Here is a 26,646-nt window from a genome sequence, read left to right as displayed (position 1 = left end):
ACTAAGCAAACCTCCAAGGAGTCTTTGATGGGCCAGTACACCGCACCGTTGCGCGACATGCAGTTCGTGCTCCATGAACTGCTCGGCGCAGAAGCCGAACTCAAGGCGATGCCGCAACACGCGGACATCGACGCGGACACCATCAACCAGGTTATCGAAGAAGCCGGCAAGTTCTGCGCGGACGTGGTGTTCCCGCTGAACCAGCCCGGCGACCGCGAAGGCTGCACCTACGTCGGCGACGGCGTGGTGCGCGCCCCGAAGGGCTTCAAGGAAGCCTACCAGCAGTACGTCGAGGCCGGCTGGCCGGCGCTGGCGTGCGATCCCGAATTCGGCGGCCAGGGCCTGCCCATCATCGTCAACAACGCGCTGTACGAGATGCTGAACTCGGCCGGCCAGGCCTGGACGATGTACCCGGGCCTGTCGCACGGTGCCTACGAGGCGCTGCACGCGCACGGCACGCCGGAACTGAAGCAGGCCTACCTGCCCAAGCTGGTGTCGGGCGTGTGGACCGGCACGATGTGCCTGACCGAGCCGCACTGCGGCACCGACCTGGGCATCCTGCGCTCGAAGGCAGAACCGCAGGCAGACGGGTCGTACGCCATCACCGGCACCAAGATCTTCATCTCGGCTGGCGAACATGACCTGGCCGAGAACATCATCCACCTGGTACTGGCACGCCTGCCGGACGCCCCGCAAGGCACCAAGGGCATCTCGCTGTTCGTCGTACCGAAGTTCATTCCCGATGCCAGCGGCAATCCGGGCGAGCGCAACGGCATCAAGTGCGGCTCGATCGAGCACAAGATGGGCATCCACGGCAACGCCACCTGCGTGATGAACCTGGACGGTGCCCGCGGCTGGCTGGTGGGCGAGGCCAACAAGGGCCTGAACGCGATGTTCGTGATGATGAACGCGGCCCGCCTGGGCGTGGGCGCGCAGGGCCTGGGCCTGACCGAAGTGGCCTACCAGAACTCGCTGGCATACGCCAAGGACCGTCTGCAGATGCGTGCGCTGACCGGCCCGAAGGCGCCCGAGAAGGCAGCTGACCCGATCATCGTGCATCCGGACGTGCGCCGTATGCTGCTGACGCAGAAGGCCTACGTCGAAGGCGGCCGCGCATTCAGCTACTGGACCGCGCTGCAGATCGACCGCGAACTGTCGCACCCGGACGAGTCCGTGCGCAAGGAGGCTGCCGACCTGGTGGCACTGTTGACCCCGGTGATCAAGGCTTTCCTGACCGACAACGCGTTCACGTCGACCAACGAAGGCATGCAGGTGTTTGGCGGCCACGGCTACATCTCCGAATGGGGCATGGAGCAGTACGTGCGCGACGCCCGCATCAACATGATCTACGAAGGCACCAACACGATCCAGTCGCTGGACCTGCTGGGCCGCAAGATCCTGGGCGACATGGGCGCCAAGCTGAAGGCTTTCGGCAAGATCGTGCAGCAGTTCGTCGAGGAAGAGGGGACGAACGAAGCCATGCAGGAGTTTGTGAACCCGCTGGCCGACATCGGCGACAAGGTGCAGAAGCTCACGATGGAAATCGGCATGAAGGCGATGGGCAATCCCGACGAGGTGGGTGCCGCCGCCGTGCCGTACCTGCGCGTGGTGGGTCACCTGGTGTTCTCGTACTTCTGGGCCCGCATGGCAAAGATCGCGCTCGAAAAGCAGGACAGCGGCGACAAGTTCTACGTCAGCAAGCTGGCCACGGCGCGTTTCTACTTCGCCAAGCTGCTGCCCGAAACCGCCGCCGAGATCCGCAAGGCACGCGCCGGTTCGGCCACGCTGATGGCGCTGGACGCCGATCTGTTCTGATCGGGAGGTGTCTCCTCACCCCCGTGAAACGGGAGTGAGGAGCCCACCCGTAGCAAGTTTCTCTCTCCTCAAACGCTCACGACTCTAGGAGCGCGCATGTCCAATTTCATCGTCAAGAAGGTCGCCGTGCTGGGTGCCGGCGTCATGGGCGCGCAGATTGCCGCCCACCTGGTCAACGCCCGCGTGCCCGTGGTGCTGTTCGACCTGCCGGCCAAGGAAGGCCCCAAGAACGGCATCGCCACGCGCGCCATCGAGAACCTCAAGAAGCTGTCGCCAGCGCCGCTGGGCATCAAGGAAGAGGCCGGCCTGATCCGCGCGGCCAACTACGAGGACGACATCGAACTGCTCAAGGAATGCGACGTGGTGATCGAGGCGATCGCCGAGCGCATGGACTGGAAGCACGACCTCTACAAGAAGGTGGCGCCGCACCTGGCGCCCAACGCGATCTTCGCGACCAATACCTCGGGCCTGTCGATCACGTCGCTGTCCGACGGCTTCGACGCCGACCTGAAGGCGCGCTTCTGCGGCGTGCACTTCTTCAATCCGCCGCGCTACATGCACCTGGTGGAGCTGATCCCGACCGCCACGACGAAGCCGGAGATCCTGGATCGCCTGGAAGCCTTCCTGACCACCACGCTCGGCAAGGGCGTGGTGCGTGCCAAGGACACGCCGAACTTCATCGCCAACCGCGTTGGCATCTTCTCGATCCTGGCCGTGTTCGCCGAGGCCGAGAAGTTCGGCGTTCCGTTCGATATCGTCGACGACCTGACCGGCACCAAGCTGGGTCGCGCCAAGTCGGCCACGTTCCGCACCGCCGACGTGGTGGGCCTGGACACGATGGCGCATGTGATCAAGACCATGCAGGACGGCCTGGGCGGCGACCCGTTCGCGGCGGTCTACAAGACGCCGGCCGTGCTGAAGGGGCTGGTGGATGCGGGCGCGCTGGGCCAGAAGACCGGCGCCGGCTTCTACAAGAAGGAAGGCAAGGTCATCAAGGTGCTGGATGCCAAGACCGGCCAGTATGTGGATTCAGGCAAGAAGGCCGACGAGATCGTCGTGCGCATGCTCAAGAAGGATCCGGCCGAGCGCATCAAGCTGCTGCGTGAATCGACCAACCCGCAGGCACAGTTCCTGTGGGCCGTGTTCCGCGACGTGTTCCAGTACATCGCCGTGTACCTGGAGCAGATCGCCGGCTCGGCTGCCGATATCGACCTGGCGATCCGCTGGGGCTTTGGCTGGAACTCGGGTCCGTTCGAGGACTGGCAGGCCGCCGGCTGGACGCAGGTGGCGCAATGGGTCAAGGAAGATATCGAGGCGGGCAAGACGCTGGCCGATGTGCCGCTGCCGGCATGGGTGCTGCAGGGACCCGTGGCCGACAACGGTGGCGTGCATTCGGCGCAAGGCTCCTGGTCGCCCGCCACCAGCAGCTTCGTCAAGCGTGCCGCGTTGCCGGTGTACGGGCGCCAGGTGTTCCGTGCCGCCATCAAGGGCACCGATGCCGCCGATCCGCGCCGCGCAGGCAAGACCATCGAGGAGAACGACGGTGCGCGCATCTGGACCAGCGAAGGCGCTGACGATGTGCTGATCATCTCGTTCAAGAGCAAGATGAACACCATCGGCCCGGATGTGCTCGACACCATCGTGCGCGCCGTGGACCTGGCCGAAGCTGGATACAAGGGCCTGGTGGTATGGCAGCCGACGTCGCTGCAACTGGGCGCGCCGGGTGGTCCGTTCTCGGCCGGTGCCAACCTGGAAGCCGCCATGCCGGCCTTCATGATGGGCGGTGCCAAGGGCATCGAGCCGTTCGTGAAGAAGTTCCAGGACACCATGATGCGCGTGAAGTACGCGGCGGTGCCGGTGGTGCCTGCCGTGTCGGGTATCGCGCTGGGCGGTGGCTGCGAGCTGATGCTGCATTCGGCGAAGCGCGTGGTGGCAATGGAAAGCTACGTGGGTCTGGTGGAAGTGGGCGTGGGCCTGGTGCCGGCCGGCGGCGGCCTGAAGGAAGCCGCGCTTGCCGCGGCCAGGGCCGCGCAGGCTGCCGGCAGCACGAACTACCTGAACTTCGTCACCAACCGCTTCCAGGCGGCAGCCATGGCGAAAGTGTCGACGTCCGCGCTGGATGCGCAGAAGATCGGCTACGTGCAGCCGACCGACACCATCGTCTACAACGTCCACGAACTGCTGTACGTGGCGCAGGGCGAAGTGCGCGCGCTGGCTAACGCCGGCTATCGTGCGCCGCTGCCGGGCCAGCTGATTCCGGTGGCTGGCCGCTCGGGCATCGCCACGATCAAGGCGTCGCTGGTGAACATGCGCGACGGCAACTTCATCTCGGCGCACGACTTCCTGATCGCGTCGCGCATTGCCGAGGTGGTGTGCGGCGGCGACGTGGAGGCGGGCTCGCTGGTCAGCGAAGACTGGCTGCTGGCGCTGGAACGCAAGGCGTTCATCGACCTGCTGGGCAACGGCAAGACGCAGGAGCGCATCATGGGCATGCTGCAGTCGGGCAAGCCGGTGCGCAACTAATCCGCCAACGAGGAACCGACATCATGAAACAACTGCAAGACGCCTACATCGTTGCGGCTACCCGTTCGCCGATTGGCAAGGCCCCCAAGGGCGCGTTCAAGAACACCCGTCCCGACGACCTGCTGGCCTCGATCCTGAAGGCCGCCGTGGCCCAGGTGCCGGGCCTGGACCCGGCGCTGATCGAGGATGCGATCGTTGGCTGCGCGATTCCCGAAGCCCAGCAGGGCCTGAACATGGCGCGTATCGGCGCGCTGCTGGCCGGCCTGCCCAATACGGTGGGCGGCATCACGGTGAACCGTTTCTGCGCCTCGGGCCTGTCGGCCGTGGCCATGGCGGCCGACCGCATCCGCGTGGGCGAGTCCGACGTGATGATTGCCGCCGGCGTGGAATCGATGAGCATGGTGCCGATGATGGGCAACTCGCCGTCGATGTCGCCGTCGATCTTCGAGCGCGACGAGAACGTGGGCATTGCCTACGGCATGGGCCTGACCGCCGAGAAGGTTGCCACGCAATGGAAGGTGAGCCGCGAAGACCAGGACGCTTTCTCGCTGGCTTCGCACCAGAAGGCCATCGCCGCGCAGCAGGCCGGTGAGTTCAACGACGAGATTACCCCGATTGAGGTAGTTGAGAAGTTTCCGGATCTCGCTACTGGTCAGGTCAACGTCAGGACGCGTACTATCTCGCTGGACGAAGGTCCGCGCCCGGACACCTCGGTGGAAGGCCTGGGCAAGCTGCGTCCGGTGTTCGCCAACAAGGGCAGCGTGACGGCAGGCAACAGCTCGCAGACGTCGGATGGCGCCGGCGCGCTGATCCTGGTTTCCGAAAAGATCCTCAAGCAGTTCAACCTGGTGCCGCTGGCCCGCTTCGTATCGTTCGCGGTGCGTGGCGTGCCGCCGGAGATCATGGGGATCGGCCCGAAGGCCGCGATTCCGGCGGCGCTGAAGGCCGGTGGCCTGACGCAGGACCAGATCGAGTGGATCGAGCTGAACGAGGCGTTTGCCGCGCAGTCGCTGGCGGTGATGCGTGACCTGGAGCTCGATCCGGCCCGTGTGAACCGCATGGGCGGCGCGATTGCACTGGGCCACCCGCTCGGCGCGACCGGTGCGATCCGTTCGGCCACCGTGGTGCACGCGCTGCGTCGCCACAACCTGAAGTACGGCATGGTCACCATGTGCGTGGGCACGGGCATGGGCGCCGCCGGAATCTTCGAGCGCGTCTGAACGCGCCGCAGGGACAGCCCGGGGGAGGGCTGTCCCAACCTTCGATCAGATGAAGAAATGTATGGACACGAAGATGCCAACACGTTGACGCACTGACCCGGAGGAGAACAACAATATGCAGGAGACCGCCATTCTGGCCGACGCGGCATGCGACATGCCGCGTTCGATGATGGACGCGCTGGGCGTCCGCACCATCCCGTTCCGCATCCGCGCCGGCGACCGCTTCGTGGTCGACACACGCGACGAGGATGCGCTGCCGGACCTCTACCACCAGTACCTGGTGGGCAAGCAGGACCACTACGCCGAATCCATCCCGCTGCTCGAACGCGAGCTGGAAGACCATTTTCTGAAGAACGTGGTGGCCGGTTGCGACCGGGCCATCCTGCTGACCATTGCCAGCAGCCGCAGCAAGCTCTACGCGAATGCCACCGGCGCCGTGGTCGGCACGGTCGCGCGCAGCTTCAAGCTGCGCAAGGACGCCGGCCGCAGTGGCCTGTTCGACCTGACCGTGATCGATACGGGCGCGATCGGGCCCGGCCAGGCGCTGATCGTGCGCGAGGCCGCCCGCATGCTGGCCGATGGCGCCAAGGCTACCGAGGTGGTCGAGGCGGTGGAGAACCGCCTGCGCGATGCCGCGCACATGTTCCTGATCCCGGACGAACTGCTGTACATGTACACGCGCGCGAAGCACAAGGGCGAAAACAGCATCACATGGAGCCGCTACATGCTGGGCAGCGCGTTCAATATCCGTCCGGTGATCCGCATGCATCAGGGCGAGACCGAGGCGATTGCCAAGGTGCGCGGAGCCGAGGACGGCGTGCGCCGCCTGCTGGGCCATGTGGAAGCCTGCATCCGGGCTAGGTGCCTGCTGACGCCTGCCGTGGCCGCCGCCTACGCGGGCGATCTGGACGAGGTGGAATCGTGGCCGGCGTGGCAGTCGCTGACCAGGACCGCCGCCAAGCATGGCGTCGAGCTGATGCTCGCGCCGATGAGCCTGACCGTCGCGCTCAACGTGGGCGCGGGCGCGTTCGGGCTCAGTTATCTTTCCGACATGCCGCCACCGTTTGTGTGAGCGGCAGTCTGCATTACGACCGAGACGAGGAAGACATGAGCATTGCCACCCGCATCGACCAGGGCATCCTGACCATTGGTTTCGATCGCATCGACAAGAAGAACGCCATCACCGCCGCCATGTACCAGACCATGGCCGACGCGCTGCGTGCCGCCGAATCCGACAACGCCGTGCGCGTGATCGTGATCGAGGGCAAGCCCGAGATCTTCACGGCCGGCAACGATCTGGAAGATTTCATGAAGCGCCCGCCGACGCAGGGCAACGATGGCGCCCAGCCGCCGGTGTTCCAGTTCCTGCACGCCATCAGCCATGCCAGCAAGCCGGTGGTGGCGTCGGTCAGCGGCGCGGCCGTGGGGATCGGCACCACGCTGCTGCTGCATTGCGACCTGGTCTATGCGTCGGAAACCGCCAGGCTGTCGCTGCCGTTCGCGCAGCTGGGCCTGTGTCCCGAGGCCGCATCGAGCCTGCTGCTGCCGCGCATGGTGGGCTACCAGCGCGCCGCGGAAAAGCTGCTGCTGGGCGAGGCGTTCAGCGCGCAGGAGGCCTTTGATATCGGGCTGGTGACGAAGGTGCTGCCGCTGGCGGAACTGTCGGACTACGTGCGCAAGCAGGCGGCCAGGCTGGCGGCGCTGCCGGCGTCGTCGCTGCGCGAGACCAAGCGGCTGATGAAGGGTGACGATGTGGCGGCCGTCGAGAAGAAAATGGCCGAGGAGGGCGAGGTGTTCCGCCGCATGCTGGTGGCGCCGGAAGCCAAGGAGGCATTCACGGCATTCTTCGAGAAGCGCAAGCCGGACTTCTCGAAGTTCGACTGAGGTTTGCTGTCCCTCGTGTTTCGGGTTTCTCCCCACTCCCGCACGGCGGGAGTGGGAATGAAGCCAATCAGGCCGGCAACACCCGCGGTTGCCGGCTTTCGTCCGTCGCCACGTACGTCAGCGTGGCTTCCGTCACCTTGACGATCTCGTGGCTGTGGCGCATGCGTTGCGCGTAGACCTCGACGGACACCGTGATCGACGTGCGTCCCGTCTTGACGATATCCGCATAGAAGCTGACCAGGTCGCCCACGAACACCGGGTGCTTGAACAGGAACGAATTCACCGCCACCGTCGCCACGCGGCCCTGGGCGCGTTCCACGGCCGGGATCGAGCCGGCGATGTCGACCTGCGCCATGATCCAGCCACCGAACACGTCGCCATGCACGTTGGCGTCGGCGGGCATCGGTACCACGCGCAGGGCCGGGTTCTTGCCGGCCGGCAGTTCGGAGATGGGGGCGGAAGTGGACATGTCGGCGATCGATGAGAGCGGAAAATACGGGGAATTCATAAGGCATCAAGGCGGTGGTCTGCCGGACCTGGCGATCTCTGCGACAATCGCGGCATTGGCACGAATTCTAACGTATGCGCCGCTATTCCACGACCGCCGAGCCCGCCCCCACGGAGCCGGCCAATGCATTGTTCAAGAGCGCCGGTGCGCCCCGCAGCGACTGGCAGACCGTCCGCAACCTGCTGCCCTACGTCTGGCACTACAAGTGGCGCGTGATGCTGGCGCTGACCTGCCTGGTGGCCGCCAAGGTGGCCAACCTGGGCGTGCCGGTGCTGATGAAGAAGCTTGTCGACGCCATGGACATCAAGCCCGGCGACGCCACGGCGCTGCTGGTGGTGCCGGTGGGCCTGATCATCGCCTACGGCGTGCTGAGACTGTCGGGCTCGCTGTTCACCGAGTTGCGTGAGATCCTCTTTTCGAAGGTGACGCAAAGCGCGGTGCGGGAGATCGCCCTGCAGGTCTTCCGCCACCTCCATGCGCTGTCGCTGCGGTTCCACCTGGACCGGCAGACCGGCGGCATGAGCCGCGACATCGAGCGCGGCACCCGTGGCATCCAGTCGCTGATCTCGTACTCGCTGTACAGCATCCTGCCGACGCTGGTGGAGATGTCGCTGGTCATCGGCTTCTTTTTCCTGCATTACGACATCTGGTTCGCGGCCATCACGTTGTGCGCGCTGGTGGGCTACATCACGTTCACGATCGTCGTGACCGAGTGGCGCACGCACTTCCGGCGCAAGATGAACGAGCTGGATTCGCGCGCCAACCAGAAGGCCATCGACTCGCTGCTGAACTTCGAGACGGTCAAGTACTTCGGCAACGAGGAATACGAGGCGCGCCGCTACGACGAGAACCTGCGCACCTACCGCACCGCGGCCATCCGCTCGCAGAACTCGCTGTCGTTCCTGAACTTCGGCCAGCAGGCGATCATCGCCACGGGCCTGATCCTGATCCTGTGGCGCGCCACGGTGGGCGTGGCGGCGGGCAAGCTTACGCTGGGCGATTTGGTGCTGGTCAACACGCTGATGATCCAGCTCTACATCCCGCTCAATTTCCTGGGCGTGATCTACCGCGAGATCAAGCAGGCCACCACCGACATGGATCGCATGTTCGTCCTGCTGGGCACCAACCAGGAGGTGGCCGACAATCCCGACGCCCCGGCGCTGCGCGTCAACGGCGCCGAGGTGCGGTTCCGGCACGTCGGCTTTGGCTACGAATCGAATCGCGTGATCCTGCAAGATGTGGATTTCACGATTGCCGCCGGCACCACCACGGCCGTGGTCGGCCACAGCGGATCGGGCAAGTCCACGCTGGCCCGGCTGCTGTTCCGTTTCTACGATGTGACGCAGGGCGACATCGAGGTGGACGGCCAGGATATCCGCCGCGTGCGCCAGTCGACGCTGCGCGCGTCGATCGGGATCGTGCCGCAGGACACGGTGCTGTTCAACGACAGCATCTACTACAACATCGCCTACGGGCGGCCCGAGGCCTCGCGCGAGGAAGTCATCGCCGCCGCGCAGGCCGCCCAGATCGACCATTTCATCCGCGAACTGCCGCAGGGCTACGACACGCCGGTGGGCGAGCGGGGCCTGAAGCTGTCGGGCGGCGAGAAGCAGCGCGTGGCCATTGCCCGCACGCTGCTGAAGAATCCGCCGATCCTGGTGTTCGACGAGGCCACCTCGGCGCTGGACTCGCGCACCGAGCAGGCCATCCAGGCCGAACTGATGCGGCTGGCCCAGAACCGCACCACGCTGCTGATCGCGCACCGGCTGTCCACGGTCGTCCACGCCGACCAGATCCTGGTGATGGACCACGGCCGCATCGTCGAGCGCGGCACCCATGCCGACCTGATGCGCGCCAACGGCCGCTATGCCGAGATGTGGCAGATCCAGGCCCGCAATGCCGCGCAGGGCACGCCCGACGCCGACGCCCGCGACATCGAGGTCGGCGACGCCACGCAGGACGCCTGACGATTGTCGACAATGGCTGTCGGCAACGCATGCCGACAGCGGGCCGCGCACAATCATGGTTCGTCAATGCACCGCGCGCAGGCTTCGTGCCGGGGCATGACGGTGCCGTGAAAAGCTGGCACGTCCCTTGCGAAAAGCCCCCTCCAGAGAGATCAACTACTGGAGAAGGTTCATGCCGCAATCCCCCGTGCGCCGTCATTTGCTGAAGCTGTGCACCGCGTTGGGCACCACGATGGTGCTGTCGACACTCTGCGCAGGCACCGCGCAGGCGCAGACCGCCACGAAGATCCGCTTCCAGCTCGACTGGCGCTTCGAAGGCCCGTCCGCCCTGTTCCTGCTCGGCGAGCAGAAGGGCTACTACAAGGCCGAGAAGCTCGACGTGGCAATCGACGCCGGCAACGGGTCGGGCAACGTGGTCAACCGCGTGGCCTCGGGCACGTATGACATGGGCTTTGCCGACCTGGCGTCGGTGATGGAGTTCTACGGCAACAATCCCGACGCGAAAAACCGGCCCGTGGCCGTGATGATGGTCTACAACAACACGCCGGCCGCCGTGCTGGCGCTGAAGAAGTCGGGCATCAAGTCGCCGAAGGACCTGGCCGGCAAGAAGCTTGGCGCCCCGGTGTTCGACGCCGGCCGCCGCGCCTTCCCGATCTTTGCCAAGGCCAACGGACTGCAGGCCGGGGCGTTCAACTGGCAGGCGATGGACCCCACGCTGCGCGAAACCATGCTGGCGCGCGGCGACCTCGACGCCATCACGGGCTTCTCTTTCACGTCGATCCTGAACCTGAACGCGCGTGGCGTGAAGGATGAGGACATCGTGGTGCTGCCATACCCGCAGTACGGCGTGAAGCTCTACGGCAACGCGATCATCGCGTCCGAGCAGTTCCTGAAGAGCAACCCCGAAGCCGTGAAGGCCTTCCTGCGAGCGTTTGCGAAGTCGGCCAAGGATGTGATCGCGCGACCGGAAGACGGTGTCAAGGCCGTCAAGGCGCGCGACGGGATCATCGACGAGAAGCTCGAAGTCCGTCGCCTGAGGATCGCGCTGGACAGCGTGGTGAAGTCGCCCGACGCCAAGGCCGAAGGCTTCGGCCGCGTCAGCAAGCCGCGCCTGTCGCTGATGGCCTCGCAGGTGGCCGACGCCTTTGCCACCAAGGGCCGCATCAACCCCGATGCGCTCTGGACCGATGCCTACCTGCCGTCGGCTGCCGAACTGGACGTACTGCGATGATGGCACGCGAAGCTCTGATGCCCGCCTCGGGCGGCGCGCCGGCGGGTGAGAGGACGGCGCAGCCGTTCGTCGACTTCAACCGCGTCTGGCTGGCTTACGACGACGAACTGGCACGCCGCGGCGAATTCGCGGTCGAGGATATCTCGCTGCAGGCGCGCGAGGGCGAGTTCATCGCCATCGTCGGGCCGTCTGGCTGCGGCAAGTCCACGTTCATGAAGCTGGCAACGGGGCTGCGCCCGGCCACGCGTGGCGTGGTCAGCATCAACGGCGCCAAGGTCACGGGGCCGCTCAAGCAGGTGGGCATGGCCTTCCAGGCGCCGACGCTGCTGCCGTGGCGCACCACGCTCGACAACGTGATGCTGCCGCTGGAGATCGTCGAGCCGTACCGGTCGACCATGCGCAAGAAGCGTGGCGAATATGTGGAACGCGCCCGCGCGCTGCTGAAGACCGTGGGCCTGTCCGGCTACGAGGACAAGTATCCGTGGCAGCTGTCGGGGGGCATGCAGCAGCGGGCGTCGATCTGCCGCGCGCTGATCCACGAGCCGCGCATGCTGCTGCTGGACGAGCCGTTTGGCGCGCTCGACGCCTTCACGCGCGAGGAACTGTGGTGCGTGCTGCGCGACCTCTGGCAGGCACAGCGCTTCAACGTGATCCTGGTCACGCACGACCTGCGCGAGGCGGTGTTCCTGGCCGATACCGTCTACGTGATGAGCGCGCGCCCGGGTCGGATCGTGCTGCGTCGCGAGATCGACCTGCCACGCCCGCGGCCGCTTGACATTACCTATACCGAACCGTTTGCCGAGCGCGTACACGAGCTGCGCGAGAAGATCGGCCACAAGCCCGGCAATCCGCCGGGCACCCAACCTGACAACACGGGACGGCACTGAACATGACGACGATGTCCTCTCTCCAGGCGAAGCGCGTGCAGCGCGTCGCCCCCTGGATCCTGCTTGGCGCGTGCCTGCTGTTGTGGCAGGGCGCGTGCCTGGTCTTCGACGTGTCCGACTTCATCCTGCCCAGCCCGTCGTCGATCGTGGCGTCGATGGTGGAATACGGCGGCGTCATTGCCGGGCATGCATGGCGCACGTTCTGGACCACCATGGTGGGCTTTGGCGTGGCGATCGTGGTGGGCGTGGTGCTGGGCATGCTGATGGGGTCGTCGCGCCTGGCGTACGCGGCCACCTATCCGCTGATGACGGCGTTCAACGCGCTGCCCAAGGCGGCCTTCGTGCCGATTCTGGTGGTGTGGTTCGGCCTGGGCGCCGGCCCGGCCATCCTGACCGCGTTCCTGATCTCGTTCTTCCCGATCATGGTCAACATTGCCACGGGACTGGCTACGCTGGAACCCGAATTGGAGGATGTACTACGTGTGCTGGGCGCCAAACGTCGCGACGTGCTGCTCAAGGTGGGCCTGCCGCGTGCGCTGCCGTTCTTCTTCGCGTCGCTGAAGGTTGCCATCACGCTGGCGTTCGTGGGCACCACGGTGTCCGAGATGAACGCCGCCAACGAAGGCATCGGCTATCTGCTGGTATCGGCCGGCTCGGCCATGAAGATGCCGCTGGCGTTTGCCGGCCTGGTGGTGATCGCCGTGATGGCGATGGTCATGTACGAACTGTTCGCCGTGCTGGAAAAGCGGATGACGGGCTGGGCGCATCGGGGCTGAACGCATTTCGGCGGACCGGGATGCCTGCCTTCGCTCCCCGGTGACGGTCATGGCACCACCGACTTTGGACGAATGGCGATTGTTGGCGAATGGACCGATACCTAGAGTTCTGGACGCCGGGGTGACCTGCCCTGGCTGTCCATCAACTCAAGACTCAAGGTGGTTCAACCATGCTAAGGAAAGGCCTGACTTCAAGACGCGCGACAGCGTTGTCTGCAGCGCTGGTGCTGCTCCTGCCGTCCGCCACGAATGCCATGGCAGGCACGCCGGAGAAACCCGGGGATTGCAGCGCCATGGAGCGGTGGCTGCCGAACAGCGAATACCCGGTGGGAAGCTGTGTGTACTACGGCAAGTACATCTGGGCCAACGACGTTCATGCCGAATCGGGGCAGCGCCCCGGGAACGATGACCGGCGGTGGTACAAGATCGGCGACAACACCCTGGACGATCTGAACGTGGTCGTTGCCGCCAACGCGGCCGCGCAGCCCACGGTCTTCACCTACACCGCCGAGGCACCGTGGCGAGACACGCGCGTGCAGTTCGTCGCGAAGGGAACGCAGCGCAGGCAGGTTGTCGCATTCCCACAGGATGGTTACACCTCGCTCAAGGTGCTGGCGAGCGTAGAGGGCAATGGAAATGGGGGGCGTGTCTTTCCGTTGTGGCTGCGTGCGCAACGCAATGTCACAGGCTCGGGGCAGGGGGGCGACCTGGGGCCGCTGGAGGCTAGCGGCGGGCATGTCGGTCGCGGCACGCTGGTGGTGTGGTACGACCCGGCGGACAATCCCGGGCTCAAGTCCGGCGCGCGATACCGGACCAAGCCAGGCACGCGCCTGGTGATCGATGCAATGGGCACCGATCTGCCGAAGCAGCCAAAGATCGGCACATTCCGGCTCGGTGTCGACATCGTGCACCAGGCGAATCAGCCGACTCAGCCGAGTCAGCAGTAACGCAAGGCAACGCTAGGCATAGTCCAGCGGCAGCGCCGTCGTGTACTTGATCTGCTCCATGGCGAAGCTGGAACTGACATCGGCCAGTTCCGCGCCCTGGATCAGCTTCTTGTACACGGCGTCGTAGGCGGCGATATCGGGCACCACCACACGCAGCAGGTAGTCGATGTCGCCGGCCATGCGGTAGAACTCGGTGACCTCCGGAATCGACGCCACGAGGTCGTGGAACGTCTTCAGCCATTTCGCGTTGTGCTGGCTGGTGCGGACGGAAACGAAGACGGTTACGCCCACATTGAGCTTCGCGGCGTCGAGTAGCGCCACGCGCTTGCGGATCACGCCGGATTCTTCCAGCTTCTGCACGCGGCGCCAGCAGGGCGTGGAGGTCAGGCCGACGCGCTCGCCGATGTCGGCAACGGGTACGGAGGCATCTTCCTGCAGGATGCCCAGGATCTGGCGGTCATAGCGGTCCATCGGTGTCAGGTCCGGAAAGGGTGGTTGGCGCCAGCCGGCGGCCACCCCGGCAGGGCGGATGTCAGCTGACGATGGTATCCACCAGCAGGTTCACGCCGGTGGCAATGCGATCCTGGTCCACGCCGTAGATATGCAGCGACACGGCCACCGCATTGCTGCCGTTCCCTAGCGCGTGGATATGCTGCAGGCCGGCGGGCACGCTGAACGTATCGCCCGCCTCGCGCGTCACGGCGCCCGTCTGGATGGCCGTGCGGTTGTCCGGATTCCAGCGGTAATGCCTTTCGGACAGCGTGCCGCGCAACACCCGGTAGGCGCACCAGGTGCGATGCCCGTGCACCGGGCTGTGCTGGCCCGGCCGCCAGACCAGCACCATCACCGAAAATCGCTCGTACGGATCGGCGTAGACCAGATGCCGCGTGTAGTTGTCGGGGCTGCCTTGCAGCGCGCCGGCCGGCAGGCTGGCCAGCAGGGTATCGGCGTCGGGCAGGCTGGCCTCCACGTGGGCGGCCACCATGCGGGCGTTCTGCGACAGCGTGGCTTCCATGCCCGATGCCAGCGACGACAGCGGGGACGGCGTTGAGCGGGTAGTGGATGCGGCTTCCATGGCGGGCTCGTTCTTCTTGATGTGCGATATGTGCAATAGCGTTCATCTTAAAAGCGCGACCTGAGCACCAGCATGCGAAATGTCGTCCAAGATTGCCTTCGATTGTAAATGGATTCCAATAAATCGCAACTTTGGGGAATTTTTTTGCCGGTTGCGCCGGGCATTGCTTTGGCAGGCGATAATCCGCGCCATGGAAATCAAATGGCTTGAAGACTTCGTCAGCCTCGCCGAGACGCACAGCTTCTCGCGCTCGGCGGAACTGCGGCATGTCACGCAACCGGCGTTCTCGCGGCGCATCCAGTCGCTGGAGGCCTGGGTGGGCACCGAGCTGATCGATCGGTCGAGCTATCCCACCAGCCTGACCGAGGCGGGCAAGGTGTTCTACGAACAGGCGCTGGCGATGCTGGCGCAGGTCAGCGAAACGCGGGCGCTGATGCGCGGCCAGCGCTCGGCCAATGCCCAGGTGCTGGAATTCGCGGTACCCCACACGCTGTCGCTGACGTTCTTCCCGGAATGGCTCAAGGGCGTGGAGCGCAAGCTGGGCACCCTGCCATGCCGGTTGCGCGCGCTGAACGTCCACGATGCGGTGCTGATGCTGGTGGAAGGCGGTTGCGACCTGGTCATGGTCTACCACCACCCGCGCCAGGCCATCCAGCTCGATCCGGCGCACTACGACATGCTCGTGCTTGGCACGGAACGGCTGTCGCCATACAGCGTGCCCGATGCCACGGGGCGCCCGCTGTTCCGGCTGCCAGGCACCGACAAGAAGCCGGTGCCATTCCTCAGTTACACGCCCAATGCGTTCCTGGGCCGCATGGTGGATATGCTGCTGGCCGAGTCCACCGACGCCCTCAAGCTCGACAAATGCTACGAGACCGATATGGCCGAGGCGCTCAAGGTCATGGCGCTGGCGGGCCACGGCATGGCCTTTTTGCCGGAGAGCACGGTGCGCGAGGACGTGGCGGCCGGCCGCCTGGTACGGGCGGAGGCCGCGCGCGGCCTGCCGCAATCGATCGATATGGAAATCCGCCTTTACCGCGAGCGGCCGGCGGATAGCGGCGAACGGCGCGGCAGCCAGATCAGGCGCAAGCGCCAGCTGGTGGACAAGGTCTGGGCGGCGCTGGTTGCCCCGTCAACGGCCGATTGAAGCGGGGCAGGGCGGCGTGTGAACGTTATGCGCGTCTTGCATAACCGTGCTGGCGAGGATGACCAAACGGCATTGGATTCGGGAAAGGGGGCGCCGATATGCTCCGTGTCACCTTCACTCGGAAACCAACGATGTCTTCCGCAGCACCGACGCAAAACGTCTCCAATGCTCACGCCCTGCCTTCATACCTGAACGCCGACAATCTCGGCCCGTGGGGCATCTACCTGCAGCAAGTCGACCGTGTCACGCCCTACCTGGGTTCGCTGGCACGCTGGGTTGAAACCCTGAAGCGCCCGAAGCGTGCGCTGATCGTCGACGTACCCATCGAACTGGACAACGGCACCATCGCCCACTTCGAGGGCTATCGGGTGCAGCACAACCTGTCGCGCGGCCCGGGCAAGGGTGGCGTGCGCTTTCACCAGGACGTGACGCTGTCCGAGGTGATGGCCCTGTCTGCGTGGATGTCGGTGAAGAACGCGGCCGTGAACGTGCCGTACGGCGGTGCAAAGGGCGGCATCCGCGTGGACCCGCGCACGCTGTCGCACGGCGAGCTGGAGCGCCTGACGCGCCGTTACACCAGCGAAATCAACCTCATCATCGGCCCGACCAAGGACATTCCGGCGCCGGACGTGAATACCAACGCCCAGGTCATGGCCTGGATGATGGATACCTACTCGATGAACTCGGGCAGCACGGCCACCGGCGTGGTGACCGGCAAGCCGATCTCGCTGGGCGGCTCGCTGGGCCGCCACGAGGCCACCGGCCGAGGCGTGTTCGTGGTCGGTTCGGAAGCCGCCCGCAACCTGGGCATGGACGTCAAGGGCGCGCGCGTGGCCGTGCAGGGCTTCGGCAATGTGGGTGCCGTGGCCGCCAAGCTGTTCCATGAAGCCGGTGCGAAGGTGGTGGCCGTGCAGGATCACCGTACGACGCTGTTCGACCCGGCCGGCCTGGACGTGCCCGCAATGATGGAATACGCATCGCACAGCGGCACGATCGAGGGCTACCGCGCCGAAGTCATCAAGGGCGACCAGTTCTGGGAAGTCGACTGCGACATCCTGATCCCGGCCGCACTGGAAGGCCAGATCACGGCCGAGAACGCACCGAAGATCACGGCGAAGCTGGTGATCGAGGGCGCCAACGGCCCGACCACGCCGCAGGCCGACGATATCTTGCGCGAGCGCAATATCCTGGTCTGCCCGGACGTGATCGCCAACGCTGGCGGCGTGACCGTGTCCTACTTCGAATGGGTGCAGGACTTCTCGAGCTTCTTCTGGACCGAAGAGGAAATCAACGAGCGCCTGGTACGAATCATGCAAGAGGCCTTCCGGGCGATCTGGCAGGTTGCCCAGGACAACAAGGTCACGCTGCGTACGGCCGCGTTCATCGTCGCCTGCTCGCGGATCCTGCAGGCGCGCGAGATGCGCGGTCTGTACCCCTGATGCAGGCGGGTCAAGGAACGGGTAGCCGGTGCTGCTGCAACGCAGCAAATACGGCCCCTTTCCTGATTCACTGAAAAACGGCGACCGGGCTTGATCCGGTCGCCGTTTTTCTATTGGCGCCGCTTCCCGAAACTTGCAATACGACGTTCGCAGTTGTGTCTCATTTTGGCGCATTGCCGCGAAACGCTGCCTGAAATGGCACCAGTTAGGGGAAAAACCCGTTGTCTTGGGTGACGAGCTAAGCAATACTGTTTCGCCGGCGGGACTGTCTGTTACAGTCGCGCCTTTCTCTCTTCATGGTCAAGGAGATGTTATGAATGTTGCCAAGTTGGCCGGCCTGATGATTGCGGCAGGCATGCTGTGCGCGAGCGCACAGGCAGCCGAGCCGCTGACGGGTACGCTGCAGAAGATCAAGGATACGGGTGTCATCACGCTGGGTGTGCGGGACTCTTCGATTCCGTTCAACTACAACCTGGGTGGTGTGCGCCAGGTAGGCTATTCCTACGATATCAATATGAAGATCGTGGAAGCCATCAAGGACCAGCTGAAGCTGCCTAACCTGCAGGTCAAGGAAATCCCGATCACCTCGCAGAACCGCATCACGCTGCTGCAGAACGGCACGATCGACATCGAGTGCGGTTCGACGACGAACAACCTCGAGCGCCAGAAGCAGGCATCGTTCACCACCAGCATCTTCATCATCGGCACGCGCATCATGGTGAAGAAGGACGGCGGCATCAAGGACTGGGCCGACCTGAAGGGCAAGAACGTGGTGACCACGGCTGGTACGACGTCCGAGCGCCTGCTGCGCAAGATGAACGACGACCAGAAGCTGGGCATGAACATCATCAGCACCAAGGACCATGGCCAGTCGTTCCTGACGCTGGAATCGGGCCGTGCCGTGGCGTTCATGATGGACGACGCACTGCTCTACGGCGAGCGCGCCAAGGCCAAGAACCCGAACGACTGGATCGTGGTGGGCAAGCCGCAATCGCGTGAATCGTATGGCTGCATGATCCGCAAGGACGACGCACCGTTCAAGAAGCTGTCCGACCACGTGATCACCGGCCTGATGAAGGACGGCTCGATCAACCAGATGTACACGAAGTGGTTCCAGCAACCGGTGCCGCCGAAGGGCCTGAACCTGGACTTCCCGCTGTCCGAAGACATGAAGGCGCTCTTCAAGAACCCGAACGACAAGGCACTCGACTGATCTGCGCGATTGGAGCAGTGCGAAACGGAAGGAGCAGTCCTTCCGTTTCTTTTTGAGGACGCACTATGGATTACGTTTTTCACTGGGGAGTCTTCCTCGAGCAGGCCGCCTCCAACGAGACGTACCTGGACTGGATGATTTCCGGTCTCAAGGTCACGATCGCGCTGGGCCTGTCGTCGTGGATCATCGCCCTCGTCATCGGCTCCGTGCTGGGTGTGCTGCGCACCGTGCCGAACAAGTGGCTGTCGGGGTTCGCGGCCACCTACGTTGAAATCTTCCGGAATATTCCGCTGCTGGTGCAGTTGTTCATCTGGTACTTCGTCGGCCCCGAGCTGCTGCCCGGCGGCGAGGCCATCAAGCAGATGAACCCGTTCACCCAGCAGTTCCTGGCCGCCATGCTGTGCCTGGGCACGTTTACGGCCGCCCGGGTTTGCGAACAGGTGCGCTCGGGTATCAATTCGTTGCCGCGCGGTCAGAAGAACGCCGGCCTGGCCATGGGTTTCACGCTGGCGCAAACGTATCGCCACGTGCTGCTGCCGATGGCGTTCCGCGTCATCGTGCCGCCGATCACGTCCGAATTCCTGAATATCTTCAAGAACTCGGCCGTGGCGTCGACGATCGGTCTGCTGGAACTGGCCGCCCAGGGCCGCCAGCTGGTGGACTACACCGCGCGCCCGTATGAGTCGTTCATCGCGGTCACGGTGCTGTACGCCCTCATCAACTTCACGGTGATGTTCCTGATGCGCTGGGTGGAACGCCGTACCCGCGTGCCGGGCTTTATCGGCGGCAAGTAAGGAGCTGGAACATGGCATACGAATTCGATTTCAGCTCGATCAACGCGTCGACCATCCACGTGCTCGGCGAGGGCATGATGGTGTCGCTGAAGATCACCGTGACCGCGGTGATCGTCGGCATCGTCTGGGGCACGATCCTGGCGATGATGCGCCTGTCGTCGAGCAAGCCGCTGAACTGGTTTGCGCAGGGGTATGTGACGCTGTTCCGGTCCATCCCGCTGGTGATGGTGCTGTTGTGGTTCTTCCTGATCATCCCGCAGCTGCTGCAGAAGGTGTTCAACCTGAATGCGGCATCGGACCTGCGCATGACGTCCGCGCTGATCGCGTTCTCGCTGTTCGAGGCCGCGTATTACTCGGAAATCATCCGCGCCGGTATCCAGAGCGTGTCGCGCGGGCAGATGTTCGCCGCGCAGGCGCTGGGCATGACCTACGGCCAGACCATGCGCCTGGTGGTGCTGCCGCAGGCGTTCCGCAACATGGTGCCGCTGTTGCTGACGCAGGGCATCATCCTGTTCCAGGATACGTCACTGGTCTACGTGAGCGCGCTGGCGGACTTCTTCGGCCAGGCCTACGGCATTGGCGAGCGTGATGGCCGTATCGTGGAGATGCTGCTGTTTGCCGGCCTTGTGTACTTCATCATTTGTTTCTCCGCTTCGCTGCTGGTCAAGCGTTATCAGAAAAAGGTGGCCGTATGATCGAAATTAATAACGTTTCCAAGTGGTACGGCGCCTTCCAGGTGCTGACCGATTGCACGACCCAGGTCGCCAAGGGTGAAGTGGTGGTGGTGTGCGGCCCGTCGGGTTCGGGCAAGTCCACGCTGATCAAGACCGTGAACGCGCTGGAGCCGTTCCAGAAGGGCGACATCCTGGTGGATGGCACGTCGGTGGGCAATCCGAAGACCAACCTGCCCAAGCTGCGTTCGCGCGTGGGCATGGTGTTCCAGAACTTCGAACTGTTCCCGCACCTGTCGATCACCGAGAACCTGACCATCGCCCAGATGAAGGTGCTGGGCCGCTCGAAGGAAGAGGCGACCGCCAAGGGCCTGAAGTACCTGGAGCGCGTGGGTCTGAAGAGCCAGGCATCGAAGTATCCGGGCCAGTTGTCGGGCGGTCAGCAGCAGCGCGTGGCGATCGCCCGCGCGCTGTCGATGGATCCGATCTGCATGCTGTTCGACGAGCCGACGTCGGCGCTTGACCCGGAAATGGTCAACGAAGTGCTGGACGTGATGGTGCAGCTGGCGCAGGAAGGCATGACCATGATGTGCGTGACCCACGAAATGGGCTTCGCCCGCAAGGTGGCCAACCGCGTGATCTTCATGGACGCCGGCAAGATCGTCGAGGACTGCGCCAAGGAAGAGTTCTTCGGCAACATCGAAGCCCGCTCGGAACGCGCCCGTCAGTTCCTGTCGAAGATCCTGCATCACTGAAAGCAGACCAAGGTTTGCTCCCCTCTCCCGCTACGCGGGAGAGGGACCCAAGACCTCGCCATCCGTCCACTCTTGGGCGTGTTCAGCGGCACTGGCCGTCAAGCCACCGCCAGCCTCCCGACTGCAGCTGAGCCTATGCCATGGGCTCCAGGCCTACCCCCACTCCCTCAAGTACACGCCGTATTCGCCGCGTTCTTTGCCTGCACCTCGGGCGGAATCGGTACCGTCCACGTCATGGTGGGCCGGCCGTCCTCGAACATGATCAGCTCGCCCGGGGCAAACTGGGTCCAGGTCTCGTTGTCGGTCAGCGGCGCCGTGGCAATCACGGCCACGCGGTCGTCCGGCGTGGTGACCTGCGAGAAATCGATCGACAGGTCGGCGTCGATCAGATGTGCCTTGGAGAACGGCCACTGCCGCACGATGTAATACAGCCGTGTGGAGCAGTGCGCGAACAGCGCCTGGCCGTTACATAGCAAAAAGTTGAAAACGCCATGCAGCGTGATGTCGCGGGTGATATCGGCCAGCGCATGGCCCAGCTCGTTGAGCGGCGGTTGCGACCCCGGAAAGCGCTTGCGCAGCCCCTGCATCAGCGTGCAGAAGGCCAGTTCGCTGTCGGTATCGCCCACGGGCTGGTAGACCCCGGACAGGAACGGCGTGAAGCCCTTCAGATCGCCGTTGTGGGCAAAGATCCAGTGCCGGCCCCACAGTTCCCGCATGAACGGATGGCAGTTCTCCAGCAGCACCGTGCCCTGCGTGGCCTTGCGGATATGGGAGATCACGTTCTTCGACTTGATCGGGTAGCGCTTGATCAGGTCGGCCACCGGCGATGTGCCGGCCGACTGGTTGTCGATGAACAGCCGGCAGGCCTTGTCCTCGAAGAACGCCACGCCGAACCCGTCGGCATGATGGTCTGTCACGCCGCCGCGGGCGGCGAAGCCGGTAAAGGAAAACGTCACGTCGGTGGGCGTGGCGCAGTTCATGCCTAGCAGCTGGCACATGGCGAGGGCACCGTACGGCAGGGGGCTGCCGCTTTGCAATAGAATGCGGACATTATCATGCGCGTGCCCGATGCTGCCAAGCCGGGCGCCCGCGCCCCCCGCCACCTCGCCCTTCCCAGCCATGAGTCAATACAAGATCGCTGTCATTCCCGGAGACGGAATTGGAACGGAAGTGATGCCGGAAGGCATCCGTGTCATGGACGCCGCAGCGCGGCGCTTCGGCATCGACTTCCAGTGGGACCACTTCGACTTTTCCAGCTACGAATACTTCGAGCGCCACGGCAAGATGCTGCCTGACGACTGGTTCGACACGCTGGTCAAGTACGACGCCATCTACTTTGGCGCGGTGGGCTGGCCGGCGAAGATTGCCGATCACGTGTCGCTCTGGGGTTCGCTGCTGCAGTTCCGGCGCTCGTTCGACCAGTACGTGAACCTGCGGCCCGTGCGCCTCATGCCGGGCATCAAGAGCCCGCTGGCCGACCGAAAGCCCGGCGACATCGATTTCTACGTGGTGCGCGAGAACACCGAGGGCGAGTATTCCAGCATCGGCGGCCGCATGTATCCGAATACCGACCGCGAGATCGTGGTTCAGGAAACCGTGATGAGCCGGCACGGCGTGGACCGCATCCTGAAATTCGCATTCGAACTGGCGCAAAAACGGCCGAAGAAGCATCTCACGTCGGCCACCAAGTCCAATGGCATCTCGATCACGATGCCGTACTGGGACGAGCGCGTGGAGGCCATGGCCGCCAATTACCCCGGCCTGAAGGTCGACAAGTACCACATCGACATCCTGACCGCGCACTTCGTGCAGCACCCGGACTGGTTCGACGTGGTGGTTGCCAGCAACCTGTTCGGCGACATCCTGTCCGACCTGGGCCCGGCCTGCACGGGCACCATCGGCGTGGCGCCGTCGGGCAACATCAATCCTGACAAGGTCTACCCGAGCCTGTTCGAGCCGGTGCACGGCTCGGCGCCCGATATCGCCGGCAAGGGCATCGCCAACCCGATCGGCCAGATCTGGTGCGGTGCGATGATGCTGGAACACCTGGGCCATGCCGACGCGGGCGCCGCAGTGCTGCAGACCATCGAGAAGGTACTGGCCGCCGGTCCGGGCCATGCGCCGCTGACGCGCGATATTGGCGGAACCGCGTCCACGGCCGATCTGGGCCAGGCCATCGCGGAGGCACTGTGAACTTCCAGGGCTGCCCCCGTACCTTGTTGCTGGAAAGCTTCCGCGCCGCCGTGGCGGCCGCCGATCCGCTCGAAATCGTCGCCAGCCACCTGCCGCCGCCCCATGCCGGCGGACGCACGCTGGTGGTGGGCGCCGGCAAGGCTGCCGCATCGATGGCGCTGGCCGTCGAGCGCGCCTACCAGGGCAGGGCCACGCTGGAAGGCGTGGTTGTCACGCGCTATGCGCATGGCCTGCCGACCGAACATATCCGCGTGATCGAGGCCGGCCATCCGGTGCCCGATGAAGCCGGCGAGCAGGCCGCCGCCGACATCCTGGCCCAGGTGCAGTCGCTGGGTCCTGATGACCGGCTGATCGTGCTGGTGTCGGGCGGCGGATCGAGCCTGCTGTCGCTGCCGGCCGAAGGGATTCCGATGGCCGACCTGAAGGCCACCACGCGCGAATTGCTGCGCTGCGGCGCGCCGATCACCGACATGAACATCGTGCGCAAGCATGTTTCGCGCATCCAGGGCGGGCGTCTGGCGCAGGCCAGCCGCGCCCCGGTGACCACGCTGATCGTGTCCGACGTGGCGGGCGATGACCCCAGCGCCATTGCGTCGGGACCGACCGTGCCCGACCCCAGCACCTACGCCGATGCTCTGGCCATCCTCAAGCGCTACGGCGCGACGGTGCCCGCGACCGTCCAGGCCCACCTGGAACGAGGCGCCCGTGGCGAGATCGCCGAAACGCCAAAGCCGGGCGATGCATTGTTCGCGCGCGTAGACAATCGCATGATTGCCACGGCCCATGGCAGCCTGGAAGCCGCGGCCGCGCTGTTCCGCCGCCAGGGCATCCAGCCGGTGCTGCTTGGCGATACCGTGACCGGCGAAGCGCAGGAAGTGGCGCGCGTCTACGCGGCACTGGTGCGCGAGATTCGCAAGTACAATGCGCCGTTCTCCGCGCCGGTGGTGCTGATTTCGGGCGGTGAATGCACGGTCACATTGCCCAGCGGTGCGTCGGATCGGGCACGCGGCGGTCGCTGTTCGGAATTCCTGCTGTCGCTGGCGATCGAACTGGACGGCGCGGCGCAGATCCACGCGATTGCGGCCGATACCGACGGTATCGACGGGTCCGAGGACAATGCCGGGGCGCTGTTGGCGCCCGATTCCCTGGCCCGCGCCGAAGCAGCCGGTGTCTCGGCACGGCAGAAGCTCGATACGCACGATGCGTGGGGCTTCTTCGACGCCGTGGGCGACCTGGTGGTGACCGGCCCCACGCGCACCAATGTGAACGATTACCGCGCCATCCTGATTCTCTAAGTTGTGCTTGTCCCCATGACCCAGAAGCTTACGATTACCCGCCCCGACGACTGGCACCTGCACGTCCGCGACGGCGCCGCGCTGTCGGCGGTGCTGCCCGACACGGCGCGCCAGTTTGCGCGTGCCATCATCATGCCGAACCTGAAGCCGCCCGTGACCACGGTCGAGCTGGCCCGTGCCTACCGCGAGCGCATCCTGGCCGCGCTGCCGCCCGGCGTGGCGTTCGAACCGCTGATGACGCTGTACCTGACCGACAACCTGCCGCCCGAGGAAATCGTCGCGGCCAAGGCCAGCGGCTTCGTGCATGCGCTGAAGCTGTACCCGGCAGGCGCCACCACCAACAGCGACGCCGGCGTGACCGATATCCGCCGCTGCTACCCGACGCTGGAAGCCATGCAACGCGAAGGCATTCCGCTGCTGGTGCACGGCGAGGTGACCGATGGCGACATTGACATCTTCGACCGCGAGGCCGTGTTCATCGACCGTGTGATGAAGCCGCTGCGCCGCGACATGCCCGAACTGAAGGTGGTGTTCGAGCACATCACCACGCGTGACGCGGCCCAGTACGTGGCCGAAGCCGAAGGCCCGATCGGCGCGACCATCACCGCGCACCATCTGCTCTACAACCGCAACGCGATCTTCACCGGCGGCATTCGTCCCCATTACTACTGCCTGCCGGTGCTCAAGCGCGAAATCCACCGCGACGCGCTGGTCAAGGCGGCCACGTCGGGCAGCGAGCGCTTCTTCCTGGGCACCGACAGCGCCCCGCACGCACGCGGCCTGAAAGAGCACGCCTGCGGTTGCGCCGGCTGCTACACCGCCCTGCACGCGATGGAGCTGTATGCCGAGGCCTTCGATACGGCCGGCGCGCTGGACAAGCTGGAAGCCTTTGCCAGCTTCAACGGCCCGGCGTTCTACGGCCTGCCGCGCAATACCGGCACGCTGACGCTGACACGCGAAGACTGGGAACTGCCGGCCGAACTGCCTTACGGCGATACCACGCTGGTGCCGCTGCGCGCCGGCGAAACGCTGCGCTGGAAGGCGAGCTGAGCGGCTTGCTGTCCGCCATCGACTGGACGCGGCCGTGGTTCCGGCCCTTCGCGGGGTTCGCCGCGTCCGCCCCGGCCTTGACCGGCGGGGACCTGCGCCAGGCGCTCAACGCGAGCGCCGCACAGTTGCCGCATCTGCCGCGCCTGCGTAATGCGCAGGGGTTGCCGCTGCGGTTTGTGCCGCAGGCCGACCTGCCCGAGGGCGTTGCCTACGAAGCCCATATCCACGCCACCGGCCACGTGCCGACGCGCGATAACCTCCACGATGCGTTCAACGCGCTCGTCTGGCTGCATTTTCCCGAAAGCAAGCGTCTGCTGAACCGGCTGCAGGCCCACGCCATTGCGCGCGACGGCGTCGGCCGGGTGCGGGGCGGGCTGCGCGATGCGGCAACGCTGTTCGACGAAAACGCGGTGATCTTCGTCAGCCAGGACGCCTCGCTGTTCGACGCACTGCGCGGGTTTGCGTGGCGTGAGCTGTTTGTCTCGCAACGCGATGCCTGGCACGCCCGATGTACCGTGATGCCGTTCGGCCATGCGCTGCTGGAAAAGCTGGTGCAGCCATACAAGTCGGTCACGGCCCACGCCTGGTGGATTCCGGCCGCGCCCGACACCCCACTCGATCAACTCGATCTGCTGCTGGCAGGCTCGCTCGACGCCGCGGCGGGGGCCGGGCGCCTGGCTGGTGGCCGCAGCTTCGCGCCGCTGCCCGTGCTGGGCATTCCTGGCTGGTGCGATGACAATGCCGATCCGTCGTTCTACGCCGATGCCAGCGTGTTCCGACCCGGACGCCGGGCGGCCGGTGTTGCCACGCAGGGCTGACCGTCGCCGACTTCGGTGTTAGACTGCGGCCCGCAAAGCAGGCCAGACAATCGCTGCTTGCCCTCGCAAGGGGGTGAGGGGAGGAAAGTCCGGACTCCACAGGGCAGGGTGTTGGCTAACAGCCATCCACGGCAACGTGCGGAATAGGGCCACAGAGACGAGTCTTGCCGCCGGCTTCGGCTGGCGGGAAGGGTGAAACGCGGTAACCTCCACCTGGAGCAATCCCAAATAGGCAGACGATGAAGCGGCCCGCCGAGTCTGCGGGTAGGGAGCTGGAGCCGTCCGGTAACGGGCGGCCTAGAGGAATGGTTGTCACATGTCGTGCGCCTGCAAAGGCACGCGGCGTGCACAGAATCCGGCTTATCGGCCTGCTTTGCTCTTTCGGATACAAAAACGCCCGGCGCAGGGAATCTGCGCCGGGCGTTTTGCTTGATGAGG

The 26,646-nt window shown here is 65.0% G+C and carries 24 protein-coding genes and 1 other RNA gene; 21 read left to right on the top strand and 4 right to left on the bottom strand.

Going from position 1 to position 26,646, the window contains the following annotated elements; all coding sequences use genetic code 11:
* Positions 1-27: 27 nt before the first annotated feature.
* From A9J21_RS23180 to A9J21_RS23160, 5 genes are all read left to right on the top strand, one after another.
* Positions 28-1,815 (top strand): acyl-CoA dehydrogenase C-terminal domain-containing protein, encoded by a 1,788-nt coding sequence (locus tag A9J21_RS23180; RefSeq protein WP_066739513.1) that lies wholly within the window; start codon positions 28-30, stop codon positions 1,813-1,815.
* Between the two features lie 96 nt (positions 1,816-1,911).
* On the top strand, positions 1,912-4,338 hold the full coding sequence (locus tag A9J21_RS23175) for a 3-hydroxyacyl-CoA dehydrogenase/enoyl-CoA hydratase family protein (RefSeq protein ID WP_066739512.1): 2,427 nt from the start codon (positions 1,912-1,914) through the stop codon (positions 4,336-4,338).
* A 20-nt stretch (positions 4,339-4,358) separates the two neighbouring features.
* A complete protein-coding gene (locus tag A9J21_RS23170) occupies positions 4,359-5,558 on the top strand; it encodes an acetyl-CoA C-acyltransferase (protein ID WP_066739616.1) in 1,200 nt (399 codons plus the stop codon).
* 115 nt (positions 5,559-5,673) lie between these two features.
* Positions 5,674-6,630 (top strand): DegV family protein, encoded by a 957-nt coding sequence (locus A9J21_RS23165; protein WP_066739511.1) that lies wholly within the window; start codon positions 5,674-5,676, stop codon positions 6,628-6,630.
* Between the two features lie 35 nt (positions 6,631-6,665).
* On the top strand, positions 6,666-7,442 hold the full coding sequence (locus tag A9J21_RS23160; protein WP_066739510.1) for an enoyl-CoA hydratase: 777 nt from the start codon (positions 6,666-6,668) through the stop codon (positions 7,440-7,442).
* A 67-nt stretch (positions 7,443-7,509) separates the two neighbouring features.
* On the opposite strand, the gene A9J21_RS23155 is transcribed toward A9J21_RS23160, so the two are convergent.
* The gene (locus tag A9J21_RS23155; RefSeq protein WP_066739509.1) at positions 7,510-7,911 is read right to left on the bottom strand and encodes an acyl-CoA thioesterase; all 402 of its coding nucleotides are present in this window, start codon (positions 7,909-7,911) and stop codon (positions 7,510-7,512) included.
* A gap of 113 nt (positions 7,912-8,024) precedes the next feature.
* On the opposite strand from A9J21_RS23155, the gene A9J21_RS23150 reads away from it, so the two are divergent.
* The 5 genes from A9J21_RS23150 (at position 8,025) to A9J21_RS23130 (ending at position 13,758) form a co-directional block, all read left to right on the top strand.
* Positions 8,025-9,917, top strand: a complete 1,893-nt coding sequence (locus A9J21_RS23150; RefSeq protein WP_066739508.1) for an ABC transporter ATP-binding protein/permease — start codon at positions 8,025-8,027, stop codon at positions 9,915-9,917.
* A 172-nt stretch (positions 9,918-10,089) separates the two neighbouring features.
* Positions 10,090-11,148 (top strand): ABC transporter substrate-binding protein, encoded by a 1,059-nt coding sequence (locus tag A9J21_RS23145; RefSeq protein WP_066739507.1) that lies wholly within the window; start codon positions 10,090-10,092, stop codon positions 11,146-11,148.
* The gene (locus tag A9J21_RS23140) at positions 11,145-12,035 is read left to right on the top strand and encodes an ABC transporter ATP-binding protein (protein WP_066739506.1); all 891 of its coding nucleotides are present in this window, start codon (positions 11,145-11,147) and stop codon (positions 12,033-12,035) included. The genes A9J21_RS23145 and A9J21_RS23140 overlap by 4 nt, the downstream gene beginning before the upstream one ends.
* Before the next feature lie 2 nt (positions 12,036-12,037).
* Positions 12,038-12,811, top strand: a complete 774-nt coding sequence (locus A9J21_RS23135; RefSeq protein ID WP_066739505.1) for an ABC transporter permease — start codon at positions 12,038-12,040, stop codon at positions 12,809-12,811.
* Between the two features lie 209 nt (positions 12,812-13,020).
* Positions 13,021-13,758: a hypothetical protein gene (locus A9J21_RS23130; RefSeq protein WP_066739504.1), complete on the top strand. Its 738-nt coding sequence runs from the start codon at positions 13,021-13,023 to the stop codon at positions 13,756-13,758.
* Positions 13,759-13,770: 12 nt separating this feature from the next.
* On the opposite strand, the gene A9J21_RS23125 is transcribed toward A9J21_RS23130, so the two are convergent.
* Both A9J21_RS23125 and A9J21_RS23120 read right to left on the bottom strand, forming a co-directional pair.
* Positions 13,771-14,229: an Lrp/AsnC family transcriptional regulator gene (locus A9J21_RS23125; protein ID WP_066739503.1), complete on the bottom strand. Its 459-nt coding sequence runs from the start codon at positions 14,227-14,229 to the stop codon at positions 13,771-13,773.
* A 61-nt stretch (positions 14,230-14,290) separates the two neighbouring features.
* Positions 14,291-14,833, bottom strand: a complete 543-nt coding sequence (locus A9J21_RS23120; protein WP_066739611.1) for a cysteine dioxygenase family protein — start codon at positions 14,831-14,833, stop codon at positions 14,291-14,293.
* Between the two features lie 190 nt (positions 14,834-15,023).
* Between A9J21_RS23120 and A9J21_RS23115 the strand changes: the two genes are divergently transcribed.
* From A9J21_RS23115 to A9J21_RS23090, 6 genes are all read left to right on the top strand, one after another.
* On the top strand, positions 15,024-15,980 hold the full coding sequence (locus A9J21_RS23115) for a LysR family transcriptional regulator (protein ID WP_066739502.1): 957 nt from the start codon (positions 15,024-15,026) through the stop codon (positions 15,978-15,980).
* Positions 15,981-16,111: 131 nt separating this feature from the next.
* The gene (locus A9J21_RS23110; RefSeq protein WP_066739501.1) at positions 16,112-17,419 is read left to right on the top strand and encodes a Glu/Leu/Phe/Val dehydrogenase; all 1,308 of its coding nucleotides are present in this window, start codon (positions 16,112-16,114) and stop codon (positions 17,417-17,419) included.
* 313 nt (positions 17,420-17,732) lie between these two features.
* A complete protein-coding gene (locus A9J21_RS23105) occupies positions 17,733-18,632 on the top strand; it encodes a glutamate/aspartate ABC transporter substrate-binding protein (RefSeq protein WP_066739500.1) in 900 nt (299 codons plus the stop codon).
* Between the two features lie 65 nt (positions 18,633-18,697).
* Entirely contained in the window at positions 18,698-19,426 is a 729-nt protein-coding gene (locus tag A9J21_RS23100) for an amino acid ABC transporter permease (protein WP_066739499.1), read from the top strand.
* An 11-nt stretch (positions 19,427-19,437) separates the two neighbouring features.
* A complete protein-coding gene (gltK, locus tag A9J21_RS23095; RefSeq protein WP_029051565.1) occupies positions 19,438-20,121 on the top strand; it encodes a glutamate/aspartate ABC transporter permease GltK in 684 nt (227 codons plus the stop codon).
* Complete coding sequence (locus tag A9J21_RS23090) at positions 20,118-20,852, top strand: amino acid ABC transporter ATP-binding protein (protein WP_066739498.1); 735 nt, start codon at positions 20,118-20,120, stop codon at positions 20,850-20,852. The genes gltK and A9J21_RS23090 overlap by 4 nt, the downstream gene beginning before the upstream one ends.
* 167 nt (positions 20,853-21,019) lie before the next feature.
* On the opposite strand, the gene A9J21_RS23085 is transcribed toward A9J21_RS23090, so the two are convergent.
* The gene (locus A9J21_RS23085) at positions 21,020-21,850 is read right to left on the bottom strand and encodes a class II glutamine amidotransferase (protein WP_029051563.1); all 831 of its coding nucleotides are present in this window, start codon (positions 21,848-21,850) and stop codon (positions 21,020-21,022) included.
* A gap of 121 nt (positions 21,851-21,971) precedes the next feature.
* Between A9J21_RS23085 and A9J21_RS23080 the strand changes: the two genes are divergently transcribed.
* From A9J21_RS23080 to rnpB, 5 genes are all read left to right on the top strand, one after another.
* On the top strand, positions 21,972-23,045 hold the full coding sequence (locus A9J21_RS23080) for a tartrate dehydrogenase (RefSeq protein ID WP_066739497.1): 1,074 nt from the start codon (positions 21,972-21,974) through the stop codon (positions 23,043-23,045).
* The gene (locus tag A9J21_RS23075) at positions 23,042-24,340 is read left to right on the top strand and encodes a glycerate kinase (protein WP_066739496.1); all 1,299 of its coding nucleotides are present in this window, start codon (positions 23,042-23,044) and stop codon (positions 24,338-24,340) included. Before A9J21_RS23080 ends, A9J21_RS23075 begins: the two co-directional genes overlap by 4 nt.
* A 15-nt stretch (positions 24,341-24,355) precedes the next feature.
* Positions 24,356-25,390, top strand: coding sequence for a dihydroorotase (gene pyrC, locus A9J21_RS23070; protein ID WP_066739495.1), 1,035 nt, complete (start codon positions 24,356-24,358; stop codon positions 25,388-25,390).
* 5 nt (positions 25,391-25,395) lie between these two features.
* Positions 25,396-26,208, top strand: a complete 813-nt coding sequence (locus A9J21_RS23065; protein WP_066739494.1) for a DUF3025 domain-containing protein — start codon at positions 25,396-25,398, stop codon at positions 26,206-26,208.
* Between the two features lie 34 nt (positions 26,209-26,242).
* Positions 26,243-26,587, top strand: an RNA gene (rnpB, locus tag A9J21_RS23060) — RNase P RNA component class A.
* Positions 26,588-26,646 lie beyond the last annotated feature (59 nt).

Origin of the sequence: Cupriavidus sp. D384 (genome assembly GCF_001652915.1) — a bacterium.
Taxonomy (GTDB): Bacteria; Pseudomonadota; Gammaproteobacteria; order Burkholderiales; family Burkholderiaceae; genus Cupriavidus.
The sequence above is the reverse complement of the archived record's forward strand: the minus strand, read 5'-3'. Positions and strand labels throughout refer to the sequence as shown.

Excerpts from the sequence above, each read along its gene's own strand:
- A9J21_RS23180 (WP_066739513.1), top strand. The coding sequence starts at position 28 with ATGGGCCAGTACACCGCACCGTTGCGCGACATGCAGTTCGTGCTCCAT.
- A9J21_RS23175 (WP_066739512.1), top strand. The coding sequence starts at position 1,912 with ATGTCCAATTTCATCGTCAAGAAGGTCGCCGTGCTGGGTGCCGGCGTC.
- A9J21_RS23165 (WP_066739511.1), top strand. The coding sequence starts at position 5,674 with ATGCAGGAGACCGCCATTCTGGCCGACGCGGCATGCGACATGCCGCGT.
- A9J21_RS23160 (WP_066739510.1), top strand. The coding sequence starts at position 6,666 with ATGAGCATTGCCACCCGCATCGACCAGGGCATCCTGACCATTGGTTTC.
- A9J21_RS23155 (WP_066739509.1), bottom strand. The coding sequence starts at position 7,911 with ATGTCCACTTCCGCCCCCATCTCCGAACTGCCGGCCGGCAAGAACCCG.
- A9J21_RS23150 (WP_066739508.1), top strand. The coding sequence starts at position 8,025 with ATGCGCCGCTATTCCACGACCGCCGAGCCCGCCCCCACGGAGCCGGCC.
- A9J21_RS23145 (WP_066739507.1), top strand. The coding sequence starts at position 10,090 with ATGCCGCAATCCCCCGTGCGCCGTCATTTGCTGAAGCTGTGCACCGCG.
- A9J21_RS23140 (WP_066739506.1), top strand. The coding sequence starts at position 11,145 with ATGATGGCACGCGAAGCTCTGATGCCCGCCTCGGGCGGCGCGCCGGCG.
- A9J21_RS23135 (WP_066739505.1), top strand. The coding sequence starts at position 12,038 with ATGACGACGATGTCCTCTCTCCAGGCGAAGCGCGTGCAGCGCGTCGCC.
- A9J21_RS23125 (WP_066739503.1), bottom strand. The coding sequence starts at position 14,229 with ATGGACCGCTATGACCGCCAGATCCTGGGCATCCTGCAGGAAGATGCC.
- A9J21_RS23120 (WP_066739611.1), bottom strand. The coding sequence starts at position 14,833 with ATGGAAGCCGCATCCACTACCCGCTCAACGCCGTCCCCGCTGTCGTCG.
- A9J21_RS23115 (WP_066739502.1), top strand. The coding sequence starts at position 15,024 with ATGGAAATCAAATGGCTTGAAGACTTCGTCAGCCTCGCCGAGACGCAC.
- A9J21_RS23110 (WP_066739501.1), top strand. The coding sequence starts at position 16,112 with ATGTCTTCCGCAGCACCGACGCAAAACGTCTCCAATGCTCACGCCCTG.
- A9J21_RS23105 (WP_066739500.1), top strand. The coding sequence starts at position 17,733 with ATGAATGTTGCCAAGTTGGCCGGCCTGATGATTGCGGCAGGCATGCTG.
- A9J21_RS23100 (WP_066739499.1), top strand. The coding sequence starts at position 18,698 with ATGGATTACGTTTTTCACTGGGGAGTCTTCCTCGAGCAGGCCGCCTCC.
- gltK (WP_029051565.1), top strand. The coding sequence starts at position 19,438 with ATGGCATACGAATTCGATTTCAGCTCGATCAACGCGTCGACCATCCAC.
- A9J21_RS23090 (WP_066739498.1), top strand. The coding sequence starts at position 20,118 with ATGATCGAAATTAATAACGTTTCCAAGTGGTACGGCGCCTTCCAGGTG.
- A9J21_RS23085 (WP_029051563.1), bottom strand. The coding sequence starts at position 21,850 with ATGTGCCAGCTGCTAGGCATGAACTGCGCCACGCCCACCGACGTGACG.
- A9J21_RS23080 (WP_066739497.1), top strand. The coding sequence starts at position 21,972 with ATGAGTCAATACAAGATCGCTGTCATTCCCGGAGACGGAATTGGAACG.
- pyrC (WP_066739495.1), top strand. The coding sequence starts at position 24,356 with ATGACCCAGAAGCTTACGATTACCCGCCCCGACGACTGGCACCTGCAC.